5 protein-coding genes are annotated in these 17,582 nt (G+C 68.3%); 4 read left to right on the forward strand and 1 reads right to left on the reverse strand.

What is annotated here, in order from left to right; translation table 11 throughout:
• Window positions 1–80: 80 nt before the first annotated feature.
• The 4 genes from DLJ47_RS11800 to DLJ47_RS11815 are packed head-to-tail and all read left to right on the forward strand — an operon-like array spanning window position 81 to window position 16,199.
• Window positions 81–2,978 (forward strand): SNF2-related protein, encoded by a 2,898-nt coding sequence (locus DLJ47_RS11800; protein ID WP_109900083.1) that lies wholly within the window; start codon window positions 81–83, stop codon window positions 2,976–2,978.
• Complete coding sequence (locus DLJ47_RS11805) at window positions 2,975–7,711, forward strand: restriction endonuclease subunit M (protein WP_109900088.1); 4,737 nt, start codon at window positions 2,975–2,977, stop codon at window positions 7,709–7,711. The genes DLJ47_RS11800 and DLJ47_RS11805 overlap by 4 nt, the downstream gene beginning before the upstream one ends.
• Complete coding sequence (locus DLJ47_RS11810) at window positions 7,708–14,061, forward strand: DEAD/DEAH box helicase (protein ID WP_109900084.1); 6,354 nt, start codon at window positions 7,708–7,710, stop codon at window positions 14,059–14,061. Before DLJ47_RS11805 ends, DLJ47_RS11810 begins: the two co-directional genes overlap by 4 nt.
• A complete protein-coding gene (locus DLJ47_RS11815; RefSeq protein WP_109900085.1) occupies window positions 14,061–16,199 on the forward strand; it encodes a UvrD-helicase domain-containing protein in 2,139 nt (712 codons plus the stop codon). Before DLJ47_RS11810 ends, DLJ47_RS11815 begins: the two co-directional genes overlap by 1 nt.
• A gap of 205 nt (window positions 16,200–16,404) precedes the next feature.
• Here the strand turns inward: DLJ47_RS11815 and DLJ47_RS11820 are convergent, their stop codons facing one another.
• Window positions 16,405–17,343 carry a phosphotransferase gene (locus DLJ47_RS11820; RefSeq protein ID WP_109900086.1) on the reverse strand — a complete coding sequence of 313 codons (939 nt, stop codon included), beginning with the start codon at window positions 17,341–17,343 and terminating at the stop codon, window positions 16,405–16,407.
• Window positions 17,344–17,582: the final 239 nt, after the last annotated feature.

The following is a 17,582-nucleotide window of genomic DNA, read 5'->3' on the forward strand; positions in this document are numbered from 1 at the left end:
CACGAAAGATCATCCGAAGCTAGGCTACGACCGGCGGCACCATAACTTGCAGTAACGTTTCGAAGACGGAGAATGCGCCTGTGACGGCAACCAAGCCCGACGCCCGTGAGGCGCTCGCGCCAGGGTCGGTGGTCGTGATCCGCGACGAGGAGTGGCTCGTCCTCGCGACCGAGGAAACCGCGGACGGCACCGTTGTGCACGTCCAAGGCCTCGGCGAACTGGTCCGCGACACGAGCGCATCGTTCTACACCCGTCTCGACCAGGTGAAGCCGCTGGACCCGGCGAAGGCCGAGGTCGTGGCCGACAGCAGCCCGCGATACCGCACGGCACGGCTATGGCTGGAATCGACGATCCGCAAGACCGCTGTTCCCGTTGGCGAACGCTCGCTGTCCGTGGCGACGCGGGGCCTGGCTGACGCGCTGAGCTACCAGCAGTCGGCGGTACGCAAGGCGCTCGACCCCGAGAACTTGCGGCCCCGGATCCTGCTCGCCGACGCGGTCGGTCTCGGCAAGACGCTCGAGATCGGCATGATCCTCGCGGAGCTGGTTCGCCGTGGCCGCGGCGACCGGATCCTGATCGTGACGCCGCGGCATGTGCTGGAGCAGATGCAGCACGAGCTCTGGACGCGGTTCGCGCTGCCGTTCGTCCGGCTCGACTCGGCCGGCATCCAGCGGGTGCGGCAGAAGCTGCCGGCCACCCGCAACCCGTTCACCTACTACAAGCGCGCGATCATCTCGATCGACACGCTCAAGTCCGACCGGTACGTCGCGAGCCTTCGCAAGCAGCGCTGGGACGCTGTCGTCATCGACGAGTCGCACAACCTGGCGAACGCCACGACGATGAACAACCGGTTGGCGCGGCTGCTGGCACGTAACACCGAGGCGCTGGTCCTCGCCTCGGCGACTCCGCACAACGGCCGGGCGGAGTCGTTCGCCGAGCTGATCCGGTTGCTGGACCCGTCGGCCGTCAAGCCGGACGGCGCGCTCGTGCCGGACGAGGTGCGGCGGCTGGTGGTGCGCCGGCATCGACACAGTCCGGAGGTCGCGCAGGTCGTCGGTGCCGACTGGGCGGAACGGCAGGAACCGAACAACGTACTCGTGCCGGCGACGCATGCCGAGAACGCCGTCGCCGAGGAACTGGAGCAGACGTGGCTCTGGCCCGGCAGGGGCGGCAGCCCCTACTCCGGGCAGAACGCCTCACTCTTCCCCTGGACCCTCGCCAAGGCGTTCCTCTCCTCCCCCGCCGCCCTGAGGGAGACGATCGACGCACGACTGAACCGGCTCGGCAAGGACGAAAAGGGCGATCCGGAGCGGCAGGCACGCGAACGCCATGCGCTGGAACGACTCGCCTCGCTCAACGAGAAGACGCTGCAGCAGCCCTCGGCCAAGTACACCCGGCTCGTGGCGCATCTGAAGGACTGCGGCGTCGGCCGCGGCTCTCCCGCCCGAGTGGTCGTGTTCGCCGAGCGCCTGGAGACTCTGCGCTGGCTGCACCGCAACCTGCCGAAGGACGTCGGCCTGCCTGCCGAGGCGGTGCAGATTATGCACGGCGGGCTGGCCGACGACGAGCAGCAGCGCATCGTGGAGGCCTTCAAGCAGGAGCAGGCCCCGGTGCGCGTGCTCGTCACCGGTGACGTGGCCTCCGAGGGCGTCAACCTGCACGCGCAGTGCCACGAGCTGGTGCACTACGACATTCCGTGGAGCCTCATCCGCATCGAGCAGCGCAACGGCCGTATCGACCGGTACGGGCAGAAGCACCCGCCGCGGGTGACGGCACTGCTGCTGGACCCGACGAGCCAGCGCTTCGCCGGGGACGTACGGATCCTGGCGAAGCTGGTGGAGAAGGAGGACGAGGCGCACAGCGCGCTCGGCGATGTCGCCTCGCTGATGGGGCGCTACGACGTCAAGGGCGAGGAGGACGAGATCCGCGACGTCCTCGCCGGCAAGAAGCAACTCGATGACGTGGTACGCCCAGTCGCGGCGGTCGCAGCCGGCAACGACGTGGCGGCCATGTTCGCCCAGCTCTTCGACGCGCTGAGCGAGCAGCCCGCCGCCGAGCCGGCCAAGGATCGGCCGGAAGGTGGCCTCGACCTCGACTCGGGCCTCTACGACGACGACGTCTCGTACCTGGAAGACGCGTTGCAGGAGGCGTTCATCGACCCGACTGCCCCGGTGAGCCGTGGTGGTGTGGGCTGGCGGCGCGACAAGGCCTTCGGCACGGTCGAGCTGAGTCCGCCCCCGGACCTGGTGCAGCGGCTAGAGGTGCTGCCGCAGACCTACCTCGCCGAGCGCAAGGTCACCGAACGGCTGGTGCTCGCCACGACCCAGGCACGCGGGAAGGACCGGCTGGCCGCCGCGCGGCGCGAAGACAAGATCTCCTGGCCGGACGCCCACTACCTGAGCCCGCTGCACCCCGTGCTGGACTGGGCGGCAGACCGGGCACTGGCGGCGCTGGGCCGCAACGAGGTCTTCGCCGTACGCGGCACCGTCGACGCTCCGACAGTGCTGCTGCTGGGCACGCTGACCAACCGGCGCGGCCAGGTCGTCTCCACCGCCTGGCTGACCGCGGAGTTTCCGACACCCGAGAATCCGTCCTTCACGCTGATCTCCCCACACGAGTCGGCTCGGGCTGCCCTGCGCGCGCTCGGCTGGGACACCGCACGAAACAACCCGACGCCGGTCGCCGACGTGGAGGCACTGAGCCAGCTGGTGGCTCCTGCCGTGCACGAGGCGGAGCGCCACCTGCTCAATGTCTTCAAGGCGGCGGAGCGGGACGCGGCGCAGCGGGTTGAGGACTGGACGCGGCGGCTGGACCTCTGGGACGCCGACGCCGATGTGCTCATCCAGCGCAGCGATCTCAAGCAGCGCAGGACGAGTGTGGAGCAGGAGCGGGCGCTGGTGCAGGCGATGGCACCCGACCGGCAGCTCGTACGGCCGCTGCTGATGGTCGTGCCGGACACGGAAGGTGGCAAGTGGTGAGTGGGTCTGACGCGATCGTCGTCGGTGAGGGCTGGATCTCGGAGCACTACTTCACCACAGAGGCGAAGGGCGAGTCGTTCGGCGCGGAGGTCAAGAAGCGCCGGGACGAGTGGGACGCCGAGGCGAAGGCGGGCCGGGAGACGCCGCGGTCGCGGTTCATCGACGCCCGGCAGAAGCTCGAGGCCGAGCTGGCGACGCTGGCCGAACTGCTCGACCCGGCCGAGCGCTCCGAGGTCCGCGAGGAACGCAGCATTGACGGCCGCAACCCCGACGACCTTGCCGCTGGGCTGCACGACCAGCTTCTCGATGTGCTCGAGCTGAGGGGGCATGGTCTCGTCCTCGACCAGCAGGGACCGCTGTGGCGGGTGTCGTCGCCTGGCATCACGGATCGGGCGCCGCTGGTCGTCGTCTCCGCACGACCGGTCACCACCGTCGAGGAGCTGATGGCCCGCGATGCGGTGACGCTGCGCGAACCGGTGCAGCTCACCGAGGACGGCGACGAGCTGAAGTCGGCCGCCCGGCTGGTGTCGGCGCTCTTCGTCGCTGACGAGGCCCCGGACCTGGTCCTCGTTTTGGCCGGTCGATGGGCGCTGCTCGCGGAGCGGGAGCGCTGGGCCGAGGGGCGCTACCTCGCCGTCGACGTTCAGCTCGTGTGTGAGCGCAACGACGCGAAGAAAGGCGGTGAGATCGACCGTGCGCTGACCTGCCTCTGCGCCCAGTCGATCGCTCCGGACGCGGACGGCAAGCTGTGGTGGCACGGGATCCTCGACGCCTCCGTCAAGCACACCGTCGGCGTCTCCAAGGATCTGCGCGATGGGGTTCGCCTCTCCATCGAGATCATCGCCAACGAGGTCGTCAACCGCCGTCGCGACCAAGGCCTCGATCCGCTGCCGGCGAGTGAGGCCCAACCGCTGGCGAAGCAGTCACTGCGGTTCCTCTACCGCATCCTGTTCCTCCTGTACGCCGAGGCATCACCCGAGTTGGGGGTGCTGCCGGTGGGCGCGCCGGAGTACGACCAGGGCTACAGCCTGGACCGGCTGCGGGAGCTGGTGCAGGTGGAGCTCGCTACGCCGCGCGCCCAGAACGGCACCCACCTCTACGACTCGCTCGGCGTGCTGTTCCGGCTGGTCGACTCCGGCCACTCCCCGGCCACGACCGTCGTAGAGGACGAAGACAGCGAGGGACCTACGACCGCGCAAGGCTTGACGTTCAACGCGCTGCGCGCCGACCTGTTCCGGCCGGAAGCGACCGCGCACATCGACGCGGTGGGGCTCGGCAACCAGGCGATGCAGAAGGTCCTCACCCACCTGCTGCTCAGCAAGGAGGCACGGGGCAAGGACCGGGGTTTCATCTCGTACGCAGAGCTGGGCATCAACCAGCTCGGCGCGGTCTACGAGGGCCTGATGTCCTACACCGGCTTCTTCGCAGAGACCGACCTCTACGAGGTCGCCAAGAACGGTGACGCGTCCAAGGGCTCGTGGGTGGTGCCGGTCGAGCGGGCGGAGGGGATTTCGGCAGCCGACTTCGTCAAGACCCCGCATCCAGTGACCGGCGAGCCGCAGCCGGTGGTACACCACAAGGGCAGTTTCGTGTTCCGTCTGGCAGGGCGAGAGCGGCAGCAGTCAGCGTCGTACTACACGCCCGAAGTGCTCACCCGCTTCACCGTCGGGCAAGCCCTGGAGGAGCTGCTAGACCAGGACGGGCGGACCACGACGGCGGCCGAGATCCTGGAGCTGACCGTCTGCGAGCCGGCGCTCGGATCGGGCGCGTTCGCCATCGAGGCAGTGCGACAGCTCGCCGAGCAGTACCTGAAGCGCCGCCAGGCCGAGCTGGGCGAGCGCATCGACCCGGACGAGTACCCGCGCCGCCTTCAGGAGGTCAAGGCCTACCTGGCGCTGCACAACGTGTATGGCGTGGACCTGAACGCGACCGCCGTCGAGCTGGCCGAAATCTCTCTCTGGCTCGACACCATGGTCGAGGGTCTGGCCGCCCCGTGGTTCGGCCTGCACCTGCGCCGCGGAAACTCCCTGATCGGCGCCGGCCGGGCCGTCTACCGACGCAGCCAGGTCAGCGACAAGTCCTGGCTGGGTACGATACCCAGGGACGTGCCCCTGACGGCCCTGGTCGAGGACATCGAGGCCGGCCGCGTCGCCTCGGACGGCATCCATCACTTCCTGTTGCCAGCCGAGGGCTGGGGAGCGGCCGCCGATGCCAAAGAGGCCACCGCGCTGGCGCGTGAGGCAGCGAAGCGCCTCAAGGACTGGCGACGCGCGGTGAAGGCCAAGCCGACCAAGCAACAGGTCGACGCCGTGGTCGAGCTGGCCCACCGGGTCGAGGTGCTGTGGCAGATCGCGTATCGTCGGCTCCAGATCGCCCAGCAGGAGATCCGTCGCGCCATCCCGGTGTGGGGCGCCGACGACCTGCCCTCCGGTGGGACAGTGCAGCGGGAGCAGATCGAGCAGGCGCTCGCCGATCCTAATGGCGCCTACCAGCGGTTGCGGCGGGTGATGGACGCCTGGACCGCGCTGTGGTTCTGGCCGCTTACCGCCGAGACCACGACAGTGTATGGCGTACGGGCGGAACCGCCCACGCTGGCGCAATGGATCGCCGCGTTGCAGGCGCTGCTGGGCCGCAGCCCGGAGGTGCGCAAGAAGTCCCTGCCCCGGGAGACGCTGGCCGGCGGCGCAGGCTGGGACGAGCTGAACAGCGCCGAGGAATTGGAACTCACCTTCGCGAACGCACTGCCGGTGGAGTACGCCCTACGGGAGCACCCGTGGTTGGTGGTGTGTGAGCGCATCGCGGGGCAGCAGGGCTTCTTTCACTGGAACCTCGACTTCGCCACCGTTTTCGCCCACGGCGGCTTTGACCTTCAGGTCGGTAATCCACCATGGGTGCGCCCGGACTTTGACGAAAAGGCGGCCCTGGCCGAGTTCGACCCACGGTGGGAGTTGAACGGCAAGCTGTCGCAGTCAACCGAAGCGCGAATGCGCGATGAGACGTTTGCCCTCCCTACTTCCCCAGAGTTCTACGCCGACATGGCCGCCAGCCTAACCACAACTCGGGAGTTCGTGTCGAGTCTGGCGCAGTTCCCGCATCTACAGGGACTGCGGCCTGACCTTTATCGCTGTTTCATGGAGCAAACCTGGCGCCACGCCGCACAGCGCGGCACTATTGGGCTGATCCACCCGGAGACGCATTTCACCGATGAGAAGGCGGGCCTCCTCCGCGAAGCAACTTATCGCCGCCTGCGCCGCCACTGGCAGTTCGCGAACGAGCTACAGCTCTTCGAAATCGACCACCACGTTGCTTATGGAGTCCATGTCTACGGCGCGAACCGAGACAAGGTACGCTTTCTCATGGCGACCTCGCTCTATCACCCTGACACAGCGATGCGGTCGTTTGACCACGATGGTTCCGGGCCGGAGCCTGGACTCAAGGATCCGGATGGCAATTGGGACCTGCGTCCACACCGAAACCGGATCACTACCGTTATCGATCAGACGTTGGCAACCTGGCACTCAATCCTAGAGCGGCCCAACGTGCCGGTAAGTCAGACCCGTATGGTTTATGCAGTTAACCGCTCCGCCGCCTCGGCGCTCGACAAACTGTCTTCTGCCGAGCGGGTTGATGGGCTGGGACTGCAATTTTCCGGAGGGTGGAATGAGACCACCGACCGGAAGAAGGGCTACATTGAGTTGGAGTGGGGGGCACCGGCATCGTGGGGTGAGGTGATCCTCCAAGGTCCGCACATCTTTGTCTCTACGCCAATATACAAGACGCCGAACGAGACCATGCTGCACAATCTTGACTGGTCGCCTACGGACTTCGAGACGCTACCGCCGGACAACATCCCCGTCACCAGTTTCAAGCCGACGGGTGACAGGCATCGCTATGGACGCGAATACGCGCATCGGAGCAACGAGGAGCAGAATTCGGCGCATGACTTCTACCGAGTCGCATGGCGGAAGATGGCAGCCAATACCGGAGAGCGGACATTGATCACAGCCATCATTCCGCCAGGTGTGGCTCACGTCAATTCGATTTTGAGTGCGGGCTCCCCCGAGATTTCGGTCCAGGATCTCGCTGAAGTGGCCGGGTTTTCGAGCGCCTTGGTCGCCGACTTCTTGATCCGTGCGGCCCCAAGAGGGAACATTTACCAGGGGACATTCGCTCAGCTTCCAGTCGCCCCTTGCCATTCATTGCGCAATGACCTCATTTTGCGCACCCTACGACTGAACTGCGTTGTGGACGCATATGCCGACCTATGGCGAGACTGCTATTCTGCTGCGTTTGTGAATTATGAATGGGCGGGAGGGTTCGAGCACGGGCGCCGCAAGCCACTCGGCGATGTAGGTCCCCAGTGGACTGCTGATACGCCGTTGCGGATCGCCGCCGATCGAAGGCAGGCGCTGGCGGAGATCGACGCGTTGGTGGCGTTGATGCTCGGCGTGACCGCTGACGAACTGTGCGCAATCTACCGGACGCAGTTCGCCGTCCTAAGCGGCTACGACCGGAATGTGTATCACTACGACGTCAATGGGCGGCTGGTCCCGAACTCGGTACTCAGTGTTTGGCGGAAGAGGGGAGACCGGATCACCAAGGACGAGCGGACCACGACCAACCAGGCGGGCAACACCTACACCTATGAGCTGCCGTTCGTGACGCTCGATCGGGAGGCGGACATGCGGCAGGCGTACGCCCACTTCGAGCGGCTGCTGAAGGAGCGTTCGTGAGTGCCCTGCTCCCCACGCTTCAGGCCAGCAGCATCCGGCAGAGCCTGGTCGACTACCTGACGACGACGTTCGGGCTGACCGACGGGGATGCGCGCGACAGCCTGGATCGGTTCCTTTCGGATCCCGAGTCCGGAATGTTCAAGGGCCCGTACGTGCGGCTCCGGCTGCCATTCCGTCCCGCGGACGAGGGCTGGCGGGACACGCTGGAGTGGTACGAGGGCTTCCCGCCCTACGGCCACCAGGCGGCGGCGTTCGCCCGTCTGGCGTCGTCAGCCGGCGGTGAGCCGCGCCGGCCGGCGCCGACCCTGGTCACGACCGGCACCGGCTCGGGTAAGACCGAGGCGTTCCTGTACCCGATCCTCGACCACGTGCTGCGCGCCCGCCGCCAGGGCGTGGCTGGGACGAAGGCGATGATCCTCTATCCGATGAACGCGCTCGCCAACGACCAGGCGGCGCGACTGACGAAGCTCCTCACGACCCACGCCGAACTGGCCGACCTCACCGCCGCCCTCTACACCGGCCAATCCGGTCCGACCCGCACTGCCGTCACTTCCGACGGCTTGATCACCGACCGGGGGATCATCCGGGACACGGCGCCGGACATCCTGCTCACCAACTACAAGATGCTCGATCAGCTCCTGCTGCGCGCCGACGACCAGGAGCTGTGGCAGCAGTCGGCGACGAGCCTGCGTTACGTCGTACTCGACGAATTCCACACCTACGACGGCGCGCAAGGCACCGACGTGGCGATGCTTCTGCGCCGCCTCGGGCTGGCACTCAAGAGCCACTGGAGCGACGACGACCCGCAGATCGACGAGGCAGCCCGCAACCGGCCGCTCGGTCTGATCACCCCGGTAGCGACGTCGGCGACTCTCGGCGACAAGGGCGACCCGACGGTGATGCTCGACTTCGCCCACACGGTCTTCGGCGAGCGGTTCGACGCCGACGCGGTCGTCACGGAGACGCGGCTCAGCCTCGACGAGTGGATCGGCGACGCCGCCGAGGTCATCGCCGCCGCCGGCTTCGCCCCTGCAGACATTGGCATGCTCGACGTTGCCGCGGCAGTCGATGCGGTCGGTGCGCTCGGCCACAACCCGACCGGGGAAGAGGTTACTCCCACGGTTCTCGGCCTCCTCTACGGAGTCGAAGCCGATCGGTTCACCGACGCAAGCCCCGAGTTGCTCTTGGCGCTCTGTCGTGCGCATCCCCTCGTCCAGGACCTCGTGCGCACGGCGGAGCAAGCCGTCGCGCTCGACACCCTGATGGGCCGCGTGCTCGGCTACGTCAACGGCAACAGCTCCCGAGCCGAAGCCCTGCTGTCGTACCTGCTCGCCATGCTTGGCCATGTCCGCGCCGTCGTCGGCCGCGACGCCCTCTCGGTGGACGTCCACCTCTGGGTACGCGAACTCACCCGCATCGACCGCGCCGCCGCCGCGACCACCCGCTTCCGATGGAGCGACGACGGGCCGCCGGTCGCCGGCACCGACGGCGAAGAGGTACGGCCCTCATTCCCTGCGATCTACTGCCGGCACTGCGGCCGCTCCGGCTGGGGCATCGGCCTCGCCCCCGTCGGCCACAGTCTCGCCGCTGAGGACGACGGCATCCGCCGCAACCATGCGACCAGGGAAGGTCGCTTCCGCCCGCTGCTGTACGCCCCCGCCGAAGCCGCCATCCACATCGATGAGGACAAGAAGGTCGAAGGGCTGGTGTGGTTCTCGGTGCGCAACCGGGAACTCCTCGCCGACGTAGCCGACGACGACCGGGACCTGCGGGACGGGTGGGTGCTACCGGTGCTCACCAACGTCGGCACCGACGCCGACGAGCAGAGCCGCAAGGACACCTGCCCGTCCTGCGGGCAGGAAGATGGCATCCGGTTCCTCGGCAGCGCCGTCGCCACCCTGCTGTCGGTGTCGCTCTCGACTCTCTTCGGCTCGCCGGCCCTCGACGCCGCCGAGAAGAAAGCCCTGGTCTTCACCGACTCCGTGCAGGATGCCGCCCACCGGGCAGGCTTCGTGCAGGCCCGCTCACACACCCTCACCCTGCGCTCCGTGCTTCGCGAAGCGGTCGCGGAGGGTGCCCTCACGCTCGACGCGCTCGTAGACGAGGTGATCCAGCAGGCGGGCGACAAACCCTTCGCCCGGTACCGCGTCATCGCCCCCGACTGCGCCGACCGGGAGTCGTTCACGCCCTTCTGGCAGGCGAAGACCCTTCGATCCGTGCCCGCCGCGGTGCGGGCGCGAGTCCGCAAGCGCCTCGCCCTCGACGCCGCGCTGGAGTTCGGGCTCAACTCGCATCTCGGTCGCACCCTCGAACTCACCGGTTCCGTGGCTGTCGCGGTCGAAGCCGGGAAGCCTGAGCGAATGGCCGGAATCGCCCACGCCGCTCTACAGGGCGTCTCCTGGCAGGACAAGCTCGGCTCCCGAGGCCCCGACGACGCCACGCTCGTGCAGTGGGTCCGCGGTGTGCTGGAACGAATGCGGACCCAAGGCGCGATCGACCACCCGTGGTTCGCCCGGTACCGGATGGAAGACGGACGACGCTGGTCGATCTGGGCCGGGCGGCCTCGCAGCGAGGGTATGCCAGCGTTCCCCCGTGGCCGTCCCGCGCCGGCGTACCCGAAGGTCGGCGGTTCGAGCGAACCGGCGCGCGACGGCGGACTCGACCCGGTCACCTCGCCGAAGTCCTGGTACGCCCGCTGGACCTCCCGTGTGCTCGACGTCTCGCCGGTCGACGGCGGACGCCTCGCCCGCGGCCTGTTCGACCGACTCGCCCGCGAAGGCCTGCTCACCACCACGAACAGCGAATCCGGTGCGACCGTCTACGCGATCCCCTCGTCCGGGATCGTCATCGCTCCCACGACGGAAACCGATCTCGCCGAGGGGCGTCACCTACTGACCTGCGACACCTGCCGTGCCGCCACGCCCGGTACCGCCGCCACCGTCGAACAGCTCACCGCCGCGCCCTGCCTGAACGTCCGCTGCGGCGGTCACCTCCGGGCCAGCGAGCTGGCCGACAACTTCTACCGGCGCCTCTACGCCTCCCCGGACATGCGCCGCATCGTCGCCCGGGAGCACACCAGCCTCCTCGACGACGCGACCCGGCTGCACTACGAGGACGGCTTCCGCGATGCCGCCACCAGTCCGCAAGCACCCAACGTGCTCGTCGCCACGCCCACCCTGGAGATGGGCATCGACATCGGCGACCTGTCGGCGGTCTTCCTCGCCTCGCTGCCCCGCACCGTCGCCTCGTACCTCCAGCGCGTCGGTCGCGCCGGTCGCCTCACCGGCAACGCGCTCAACCTCGCCTTCGTCACCGGCCGCGGGGAACACCTGCCCAAGCTCGGCGACCCCCTCTCCGTCATCGACGGCGAAGTGCGGCCACCCGCCACGTATCTGGCGGCGGAGGAGATCCTGCGCCGGCAGTACACGGCGTACCTGGTGGACGGCTTCGCCAGGGACACCAAGCGCCGGCACCCGAGGGCGGCCTCCGGAGCCATCGGATCGAGCGCGCCGGGCACGTTCCTCGGCGACCTCGTGCTGCACGCCGAGCAGAGCGCGGACGAGTATCTGCCCCGGTTCCTCGCAACCTTTTGCGAGCTGCCAGAGGAGGTCGTGTCGGGGCTGCGCGACTGGCTGGGTCCTGCCAACGGCCCGAGGACCAGCGCTTTCGCCGCACACGTGCAGGCGGCCAGCCGCCGCTGGCAGGACACCGTCGAGACGCTGCAACGCCGGCAGAAAGACATCGACGCACTCCTGCCCGAACTCGAGGCGCGCGTTCAGTCCCCGGCTGCGACCGACGACGACAAGCAGGCGCTGCGCTCGGCCAAGGCCACCCGCAAGCTCACCGCAGGTCAGCTCGCCCACCTGCGGAGCATCTACTGGATCAGCGTCCTTGAGGAGTACGGGCTGCTGCCCAATTACACGCTCCTCGATGACACCGTCACCCTCGACGTCGGGCTGTCCTGGACCGACCCGGACAGCGGCACCCACGAGTACGGCAGTGCCCGGTTCGAGCGGGGCTCCGCGCAAGCGCTCAGCGAGTTCGCCCCTGGTGCGACGTTCTATGCCCGCGGCTGGGAGATCGAGATCGACGCGGTCGACCTCGGCCTGGACGGCGCTTCCATCCGCACCTGGGCCTTCTGCCCCCACTGCGGATACGCGGTCGACATCGCGGAGTCCGGCCGGGAGGTGCCAGTCTCGTCCTGCCCACGCTGCGGCAGCACGGGAATCGGCGACACCGGGCAACGCCTCGACGTGGTCGAGCTGACGCGGGTCTCCGCCGAAGTACGGCGCGACGAAGTGACGATCTCCGATCGCAAGGACGAACGCGGACGGGTTGCCTTCCATGTCGTCCCGACCGCCGACATCGATCCAGCCCACATCACCCGCCGCTGGTTCGCCGAGAGCACCGGCCTTGGCTGCACCTACCTACGGACGGTCGACCTGCGCTGGCTCAACATGGGCCCGTCCGGCCATGGTGCGACACGCACCATCGCCGGCGGCGAGCGTCAAGGCACGCTCTTCCGGGTCTGCGCTGGCTGCGGCAAGAAAGACACCGAGTCCGGGCGCAACCGGCCCCACGAACACCGGCCCTGGTGTCCGTACCGCACCTCCCCGAAGGAGACGACCAAGACCGTCGCCCTGGCTCGGACGCTGCGTACCCAGGGTCTGCTGATCCGGCTGCCCCACGCGGTCAGCCTCGGCGACGACTTCGCCCTGCCCAGCCTCTCCGCTGCACTGCTGCTCGGCCTGCGGGAACAAATGGGCGGCCACCCCGACCACATCCGCGTCGAGCACGTCGTCGATCCGACGCTCTCCGACGGCACCGACAACCACGAGGCGCTGCTGCTGCACGACGCGGTTCCCGGCGGCACCGGCTACCTCGCCGAGACTGCCGACCCGGAACGCCTGCGCGATCTGCTGGTCCTCGCGTGGAACCGGGTTCGTGACTGTGAATGCCGCCACGAGGAGCGGCTCGCTTGCCATCGATGCCTGCTACCCTTCACCGCTCCGGGCGCCATCCGGCGGGTTTCGCGAGCGTCGGCAGAGCGGCATCTGCGTACCCTCCTCGGCTTGGCTCCCGACGCGGAGACCGCCGAAGGAACGACCTGGACGGTGACCGAGGTGGCACCTCACGAGGAGCCCGAGTCGCACCTGGAGCGCGCGTTCCACCGGCTGATCGTCGGGCGGTTGCGCAGGAACGGTGCCGCGCTCACGGAGGTACCCGGGCCGAGCGGCAACATGGTGCGCTTCACCCTGCCCGGCGGGCACCGGCAATGGACGCTCACCCCGCAGATGAACGTCGCGGACTCCCGGCCCGACTTCCTGCTCGAGACGAACGACATGAACGTGCCCGCTGTCGCCATCTTCACCGATGGCCGGGCCTACCACGCGACTGCAGCCGTCAACCGGCTCGCGGACGACGCCCGCAAACGCGCGAACCTGCGGGACTCGGGGCTGGTCGTCCTCGGCGTCACCATTCAGGACGTGACCGCGGCCGAGAATGGCGCCGGCTCTGCGCCCGACTGGTACAGCGCCGACTTGGCGGGCAGCCTGATGAACATTCCCCAGTTCCAGGCGCCGCCGGAGGCATACAAGGCGCTCGGCAGGGGGCCTGTCGACTGGCTGCTGGACTGGATCTTCAACCCCAGCCCGGAAGCGGTCCGTGCCGTAGCCCGGGCTGTGCCCATGTTCCTGTCGAAGAAGTCGCAACCCGTCCAGGTCTCCGAGACGGCGGCACTCGAGGAAATCGGTCGCGCGGTCCTTCTCAACGAGCACCTGCCGACCGGCGACCGACGTGTGCACGTGTATCGCGCAGATGCGCTCGCCATCGTCGTCGAGATGCCGCCGACCATGGTCGTACAGGTCGCTGCCGTCCTCGACGACCGCGACGAGGTCCTTGACGATGCTCATGCAAAGGCCTGGCGGGCGTGGCTTCGGTTCTCCAACGCTCTCGCACTGCGCGACTGGCCGACGGTCGTGACGACGACGAGTCTCATCACCGGCCCGTCGGGCAGTGCCTCCACAGACGGCGCATCCGGTCCCGGCCGTCCGATGGGGGCTTGGGCCGACGTCTACGACGCGGCCGCACCCGGTGACGAACGCAACCTCGTTGCGGCCCTCGCCGCCCAAGACGGCCTCACTCCACCCGTGGTCGGCGCCGAAGGCCCCGACGGCATCCCACTCGACCTGTCCTGGCCCAACCTGCAGGTCGTGGTTGCCTTCCCGCACATGCCGCGCCAGGACCGCGCGGACCTCGCCGCCGCGGGTTGGCGGGTCCTCGACCCCTCGCCCGACCTCGTCGCCGCTGCCTTGGCTGACGCCACCCCCGACAAGCACGGAGACCTTTGATGCCGACGATCATCATGGGCAAGCTCGCCAGCAAGATCGACGGCTCCATCCGTGGCAAGGCGATGGCGTTCCTGCAAAAGCTCAGCACCGACGACACGACGCCGGGCCTGCACGTCGAACCGATCAACGACTGCGCCGACCCCCGAGTGCGCACGGGGCGCGTCGACGAATTCTGGCGAGCGGTCATGTTCCGCCTCGACGGCGACGGCGAGACTCACTACGTCATCCACGGCATTTGGCCACACGACGACGCGATCGCGGTGGCCCAGCGCGTACGGCTGAAAGTCAACCCCATCAACGGCCTACCGCAGATCGACGAGATCGCCCCGCCGACGATGGCCTTGCCCGTCACCCCGCCGCCAGCGGTGGCGCCGACCGCGAAGCCGCTGTTTGTTCGCCTCGGTCACAGCCGCATCGACCTCGTCGACACCCTCGGCCTGCCCGACGACGTCGCCGACCAGGCAATGGCCGCTGCCGACGAGGACGCCGTGCTCGACCTCGCCCAACGCCACGAGGGCTGGATCGGCACAATCCTCGTCGACCTCGGCGCAGGTGACACCGTCGAAGCGATCGTCGCGCGCATGCAGCTCGAGAAGACCACCTCGTCCGGTGACGCCGACGCCGACGTCCTGCAGTCCCTCAAGCGGCCCGCCGCCGCACTGCAGTACGCATTCATCGACGACCAGGACGAGCTTCGCCGCGTCATCGAGGAGGGCGACTTCGGCGCGTGGCGGATCTTCCTGCACCCGGAGCAGCGCCGCTACGTCGACCGCAGCTACAACGGCCCGTTCCGCCTTTCCGGCGGGGCGGGCACGGGCAAGACCATCGTGCTCATCCACCGCGCCCGCGCTCTCGCCCGTCGCAAACCAGACGCCCGCATCGTCCTGACCACCTTCACCACCAACCTCGCCGAGGCCCTCGGCGACGGCCTCACCCATCTCGACCCGCGCGTGCCCCAAGCCAAGGCGCTCGGCCAGCCCGGTGTGTACGTGGCCGGCGTTGACGCCCTCGCCGCCGCCGTGCTGCGCGGCGCCGGCAGCGGCGTCACCGACGCCATACGGGAGGTGCTCGGCGAGGAACGCTCTGCCCCCCTGGCCCGCGCAGGCGGCACACGATGGCGCGAGGTCGTCGAGTCGACCGGCACCACCCTGCCGCACGAGCTCGCCAACGAGACGTTCCTGTCCACCGAGTACGCCCACATCGTGCTGCCCAACAAGATCCACGACGAGGCCGGCTACCTGCGGGTCCGCCGCCCCGGACGCAGCGTCGCACTCGACCGCGCCAAGCGCTCGGCCGTCTGGGCGCTCATCTCCGCGTACCGTGCCCAGAGCCGCATCGACGGCAGCCTCGACTTCACCGAAGCTGCCGTCGTCGCCGCCGCCTACCTGGCGAAGCAGACTGACCGGACCGCCGACCACGTGCTCGTCGACGAAGGCCAAGACCTCTCCCCCACTCACTGGCTGCTGCTGCGCGCCCTCGCCGGCGAACACCCCGACGATCTGTTCATCGCCGAGGACTCCCACCAGCGCATCTACGGCACACGGGTCATTCTTGGCCGGTACGGCGTCGCCATAGTCGGCCGCTCCCAGCGCCTCACCCTCAACTACCGCACCACCGCACAGAACCTCCACTACGCGATGGCAACCCTCGAAGGCGGCGAGTACGTCGACCTCGAGGACGAGCCCGAGGCCACCGGCTACCGCTCGGCCCGCACCGGCCCCGCCCCCATCGTCGAGTCCATCGACTCACTCGCCGGCGAGCTACAGGCCATCGTCGGCCACGTCCGCGCCTGGCTCGATGCCGGAGACGCCCCCGACACCATCGCCGTCCTCGTACAGGACAGGTTCCACCGCGACCGCGTCGTCACCGCACTCACCGAGAACGGCATCCCCGCCCGCGCTGTCGACCGTGACCGACCCCCCGCCGAACGGGTGCCCGTCATGACCATGCATCGAGCCAAGGGCACCGAGTTCTCCAAGGTGGTGCTCGTGGTTGGCAAGCCGTCACCTGCCGAACTGGCCCGCCTCGAGTCGTTGAATCCGGCCGAACGAGCGGACGCAGAGCTGCGGGCCCGTTCGCTGCGATATGTGGCTGCGACCCGGGCGCGCGACGAACTGGTGGTGGTGAGCCGGAGCTGACGGGCTACGTCGCGACCAAGCGGGGCAGCCCATCCCACTGGTCGCACGATCCGGCTCCGGTCTCTCAGTCTTCACGGTTAGCAGGTCGACGTCGACGACGACCTGGTTCCGCTTGCGGCGGCGTAGTTCCTTGGAGAGGGTGGCGAGCAGGGCGGTGCTGCGGGTGAGCGGACCTGGTAGAGCCGGGGAGGGCTCCATTTCGCCGTCAGTACAGTGCGCGCCACACCGCGTCCCCAACTCCGTTTCGTACCCCCGCCACCCGCTCCCGCAGCACCTCCACGAACGCCGGGCTGTCTCCAGCTCGCCGCAACGGGCCGCTTAGCTGCACTAGGTCCCGCATGTGAAGGAGCGTGGCGAAGCCGTCCCAGCGCGCCAGGTCGTAGCCGTACACCTCAGCGAACGCATCGGCCCAGGACTGCCCGCGGCCGTAGCGTATGGCGGCGTGCCACGACGGGATGAGGTCAACTTCCCGCGGGCCGTAGGACACCCAGTCCCAGTCGCCGAGAACTACAGCGTCCGGACCGGCACCGGTATCCCACAGCAGGTTTCCCGCCCAGGCGTCACCGTGGATGACTCCGTACCCCAACGGTGAGTCCAGCGCCCGCACCTGGCTACGGACATCCTCAAGGTGATCAAGGAGCCAGGAGTGCTCCTCGGGCGACAGGTTGCAAGCAGTGTCCGGCTCACGGACCGCCCTACGAAGCGAAGCCAAGGGTTCCCAGCGCTCTAGGTTGAACGGCACCTCGTCAACGTCGTGGAGTTGACGTATGACGCGGGCCAGGTGCACCGAAGTGAACTGCCGCCCCGACGCAGGCTGCGGGTAGTACACCCAGAAGCTCACCGTCGTAGCGGCGTCGATCGCAACCGGCATCACCCCCGGCAGCGGCGCCGTGGCTGACACCTGAGCCTGCTCGACAAGCCACCGCGTAACTGCCTGTGACGAGCGCACAGGTTCGGGTGCGCCCATCGTCAATCGAGCGACCGCGTGCTCGGCAGGCAGCAGGTAGACGGCGTTGCTGTAGTGGTGGATGAGCTCCGCCCCGACCGGTGATAGCCCGACCTCAGCGCACGCCACCTCCAAAGCCCGACGAAGCTCCGGCGTTTCCTTGGGCGTCTTGACGGGGTTGGGGAGTTGGGACGGCATCTACGATGACTCCACGTCGCTGTGGTGCAGGCTCACGCCGCCGCCCCGAGGATCGGCTCAAGCGAGGCTTCCAGCTCCCGCACTGCCTGGTGACCTGCAAAGGGCTTTAGCCCAACGCCGTGAAGTTAGGCGTGTGGGCTGGTAGGCAAGTGCCTCGATACGGCCCCTGACATGCAGGAAGCGGAGCTCCGGTAGAAACGGCTTGTCCGCCAAGACAACCGCTGCTGTGGGAGCTCCGC

It is taken from the genome of Micromonospora sp. S4605, from assembly GCF_003176715.1.
In the GTDB taxonomy this organism is placed as follows: domain Bacteria; phylum Actinomycetota; class Actinomycetes; order Mycobacteriales; family Micromonosporaceae; genus Micromonospora; species Micromonospora echinaurantiaca.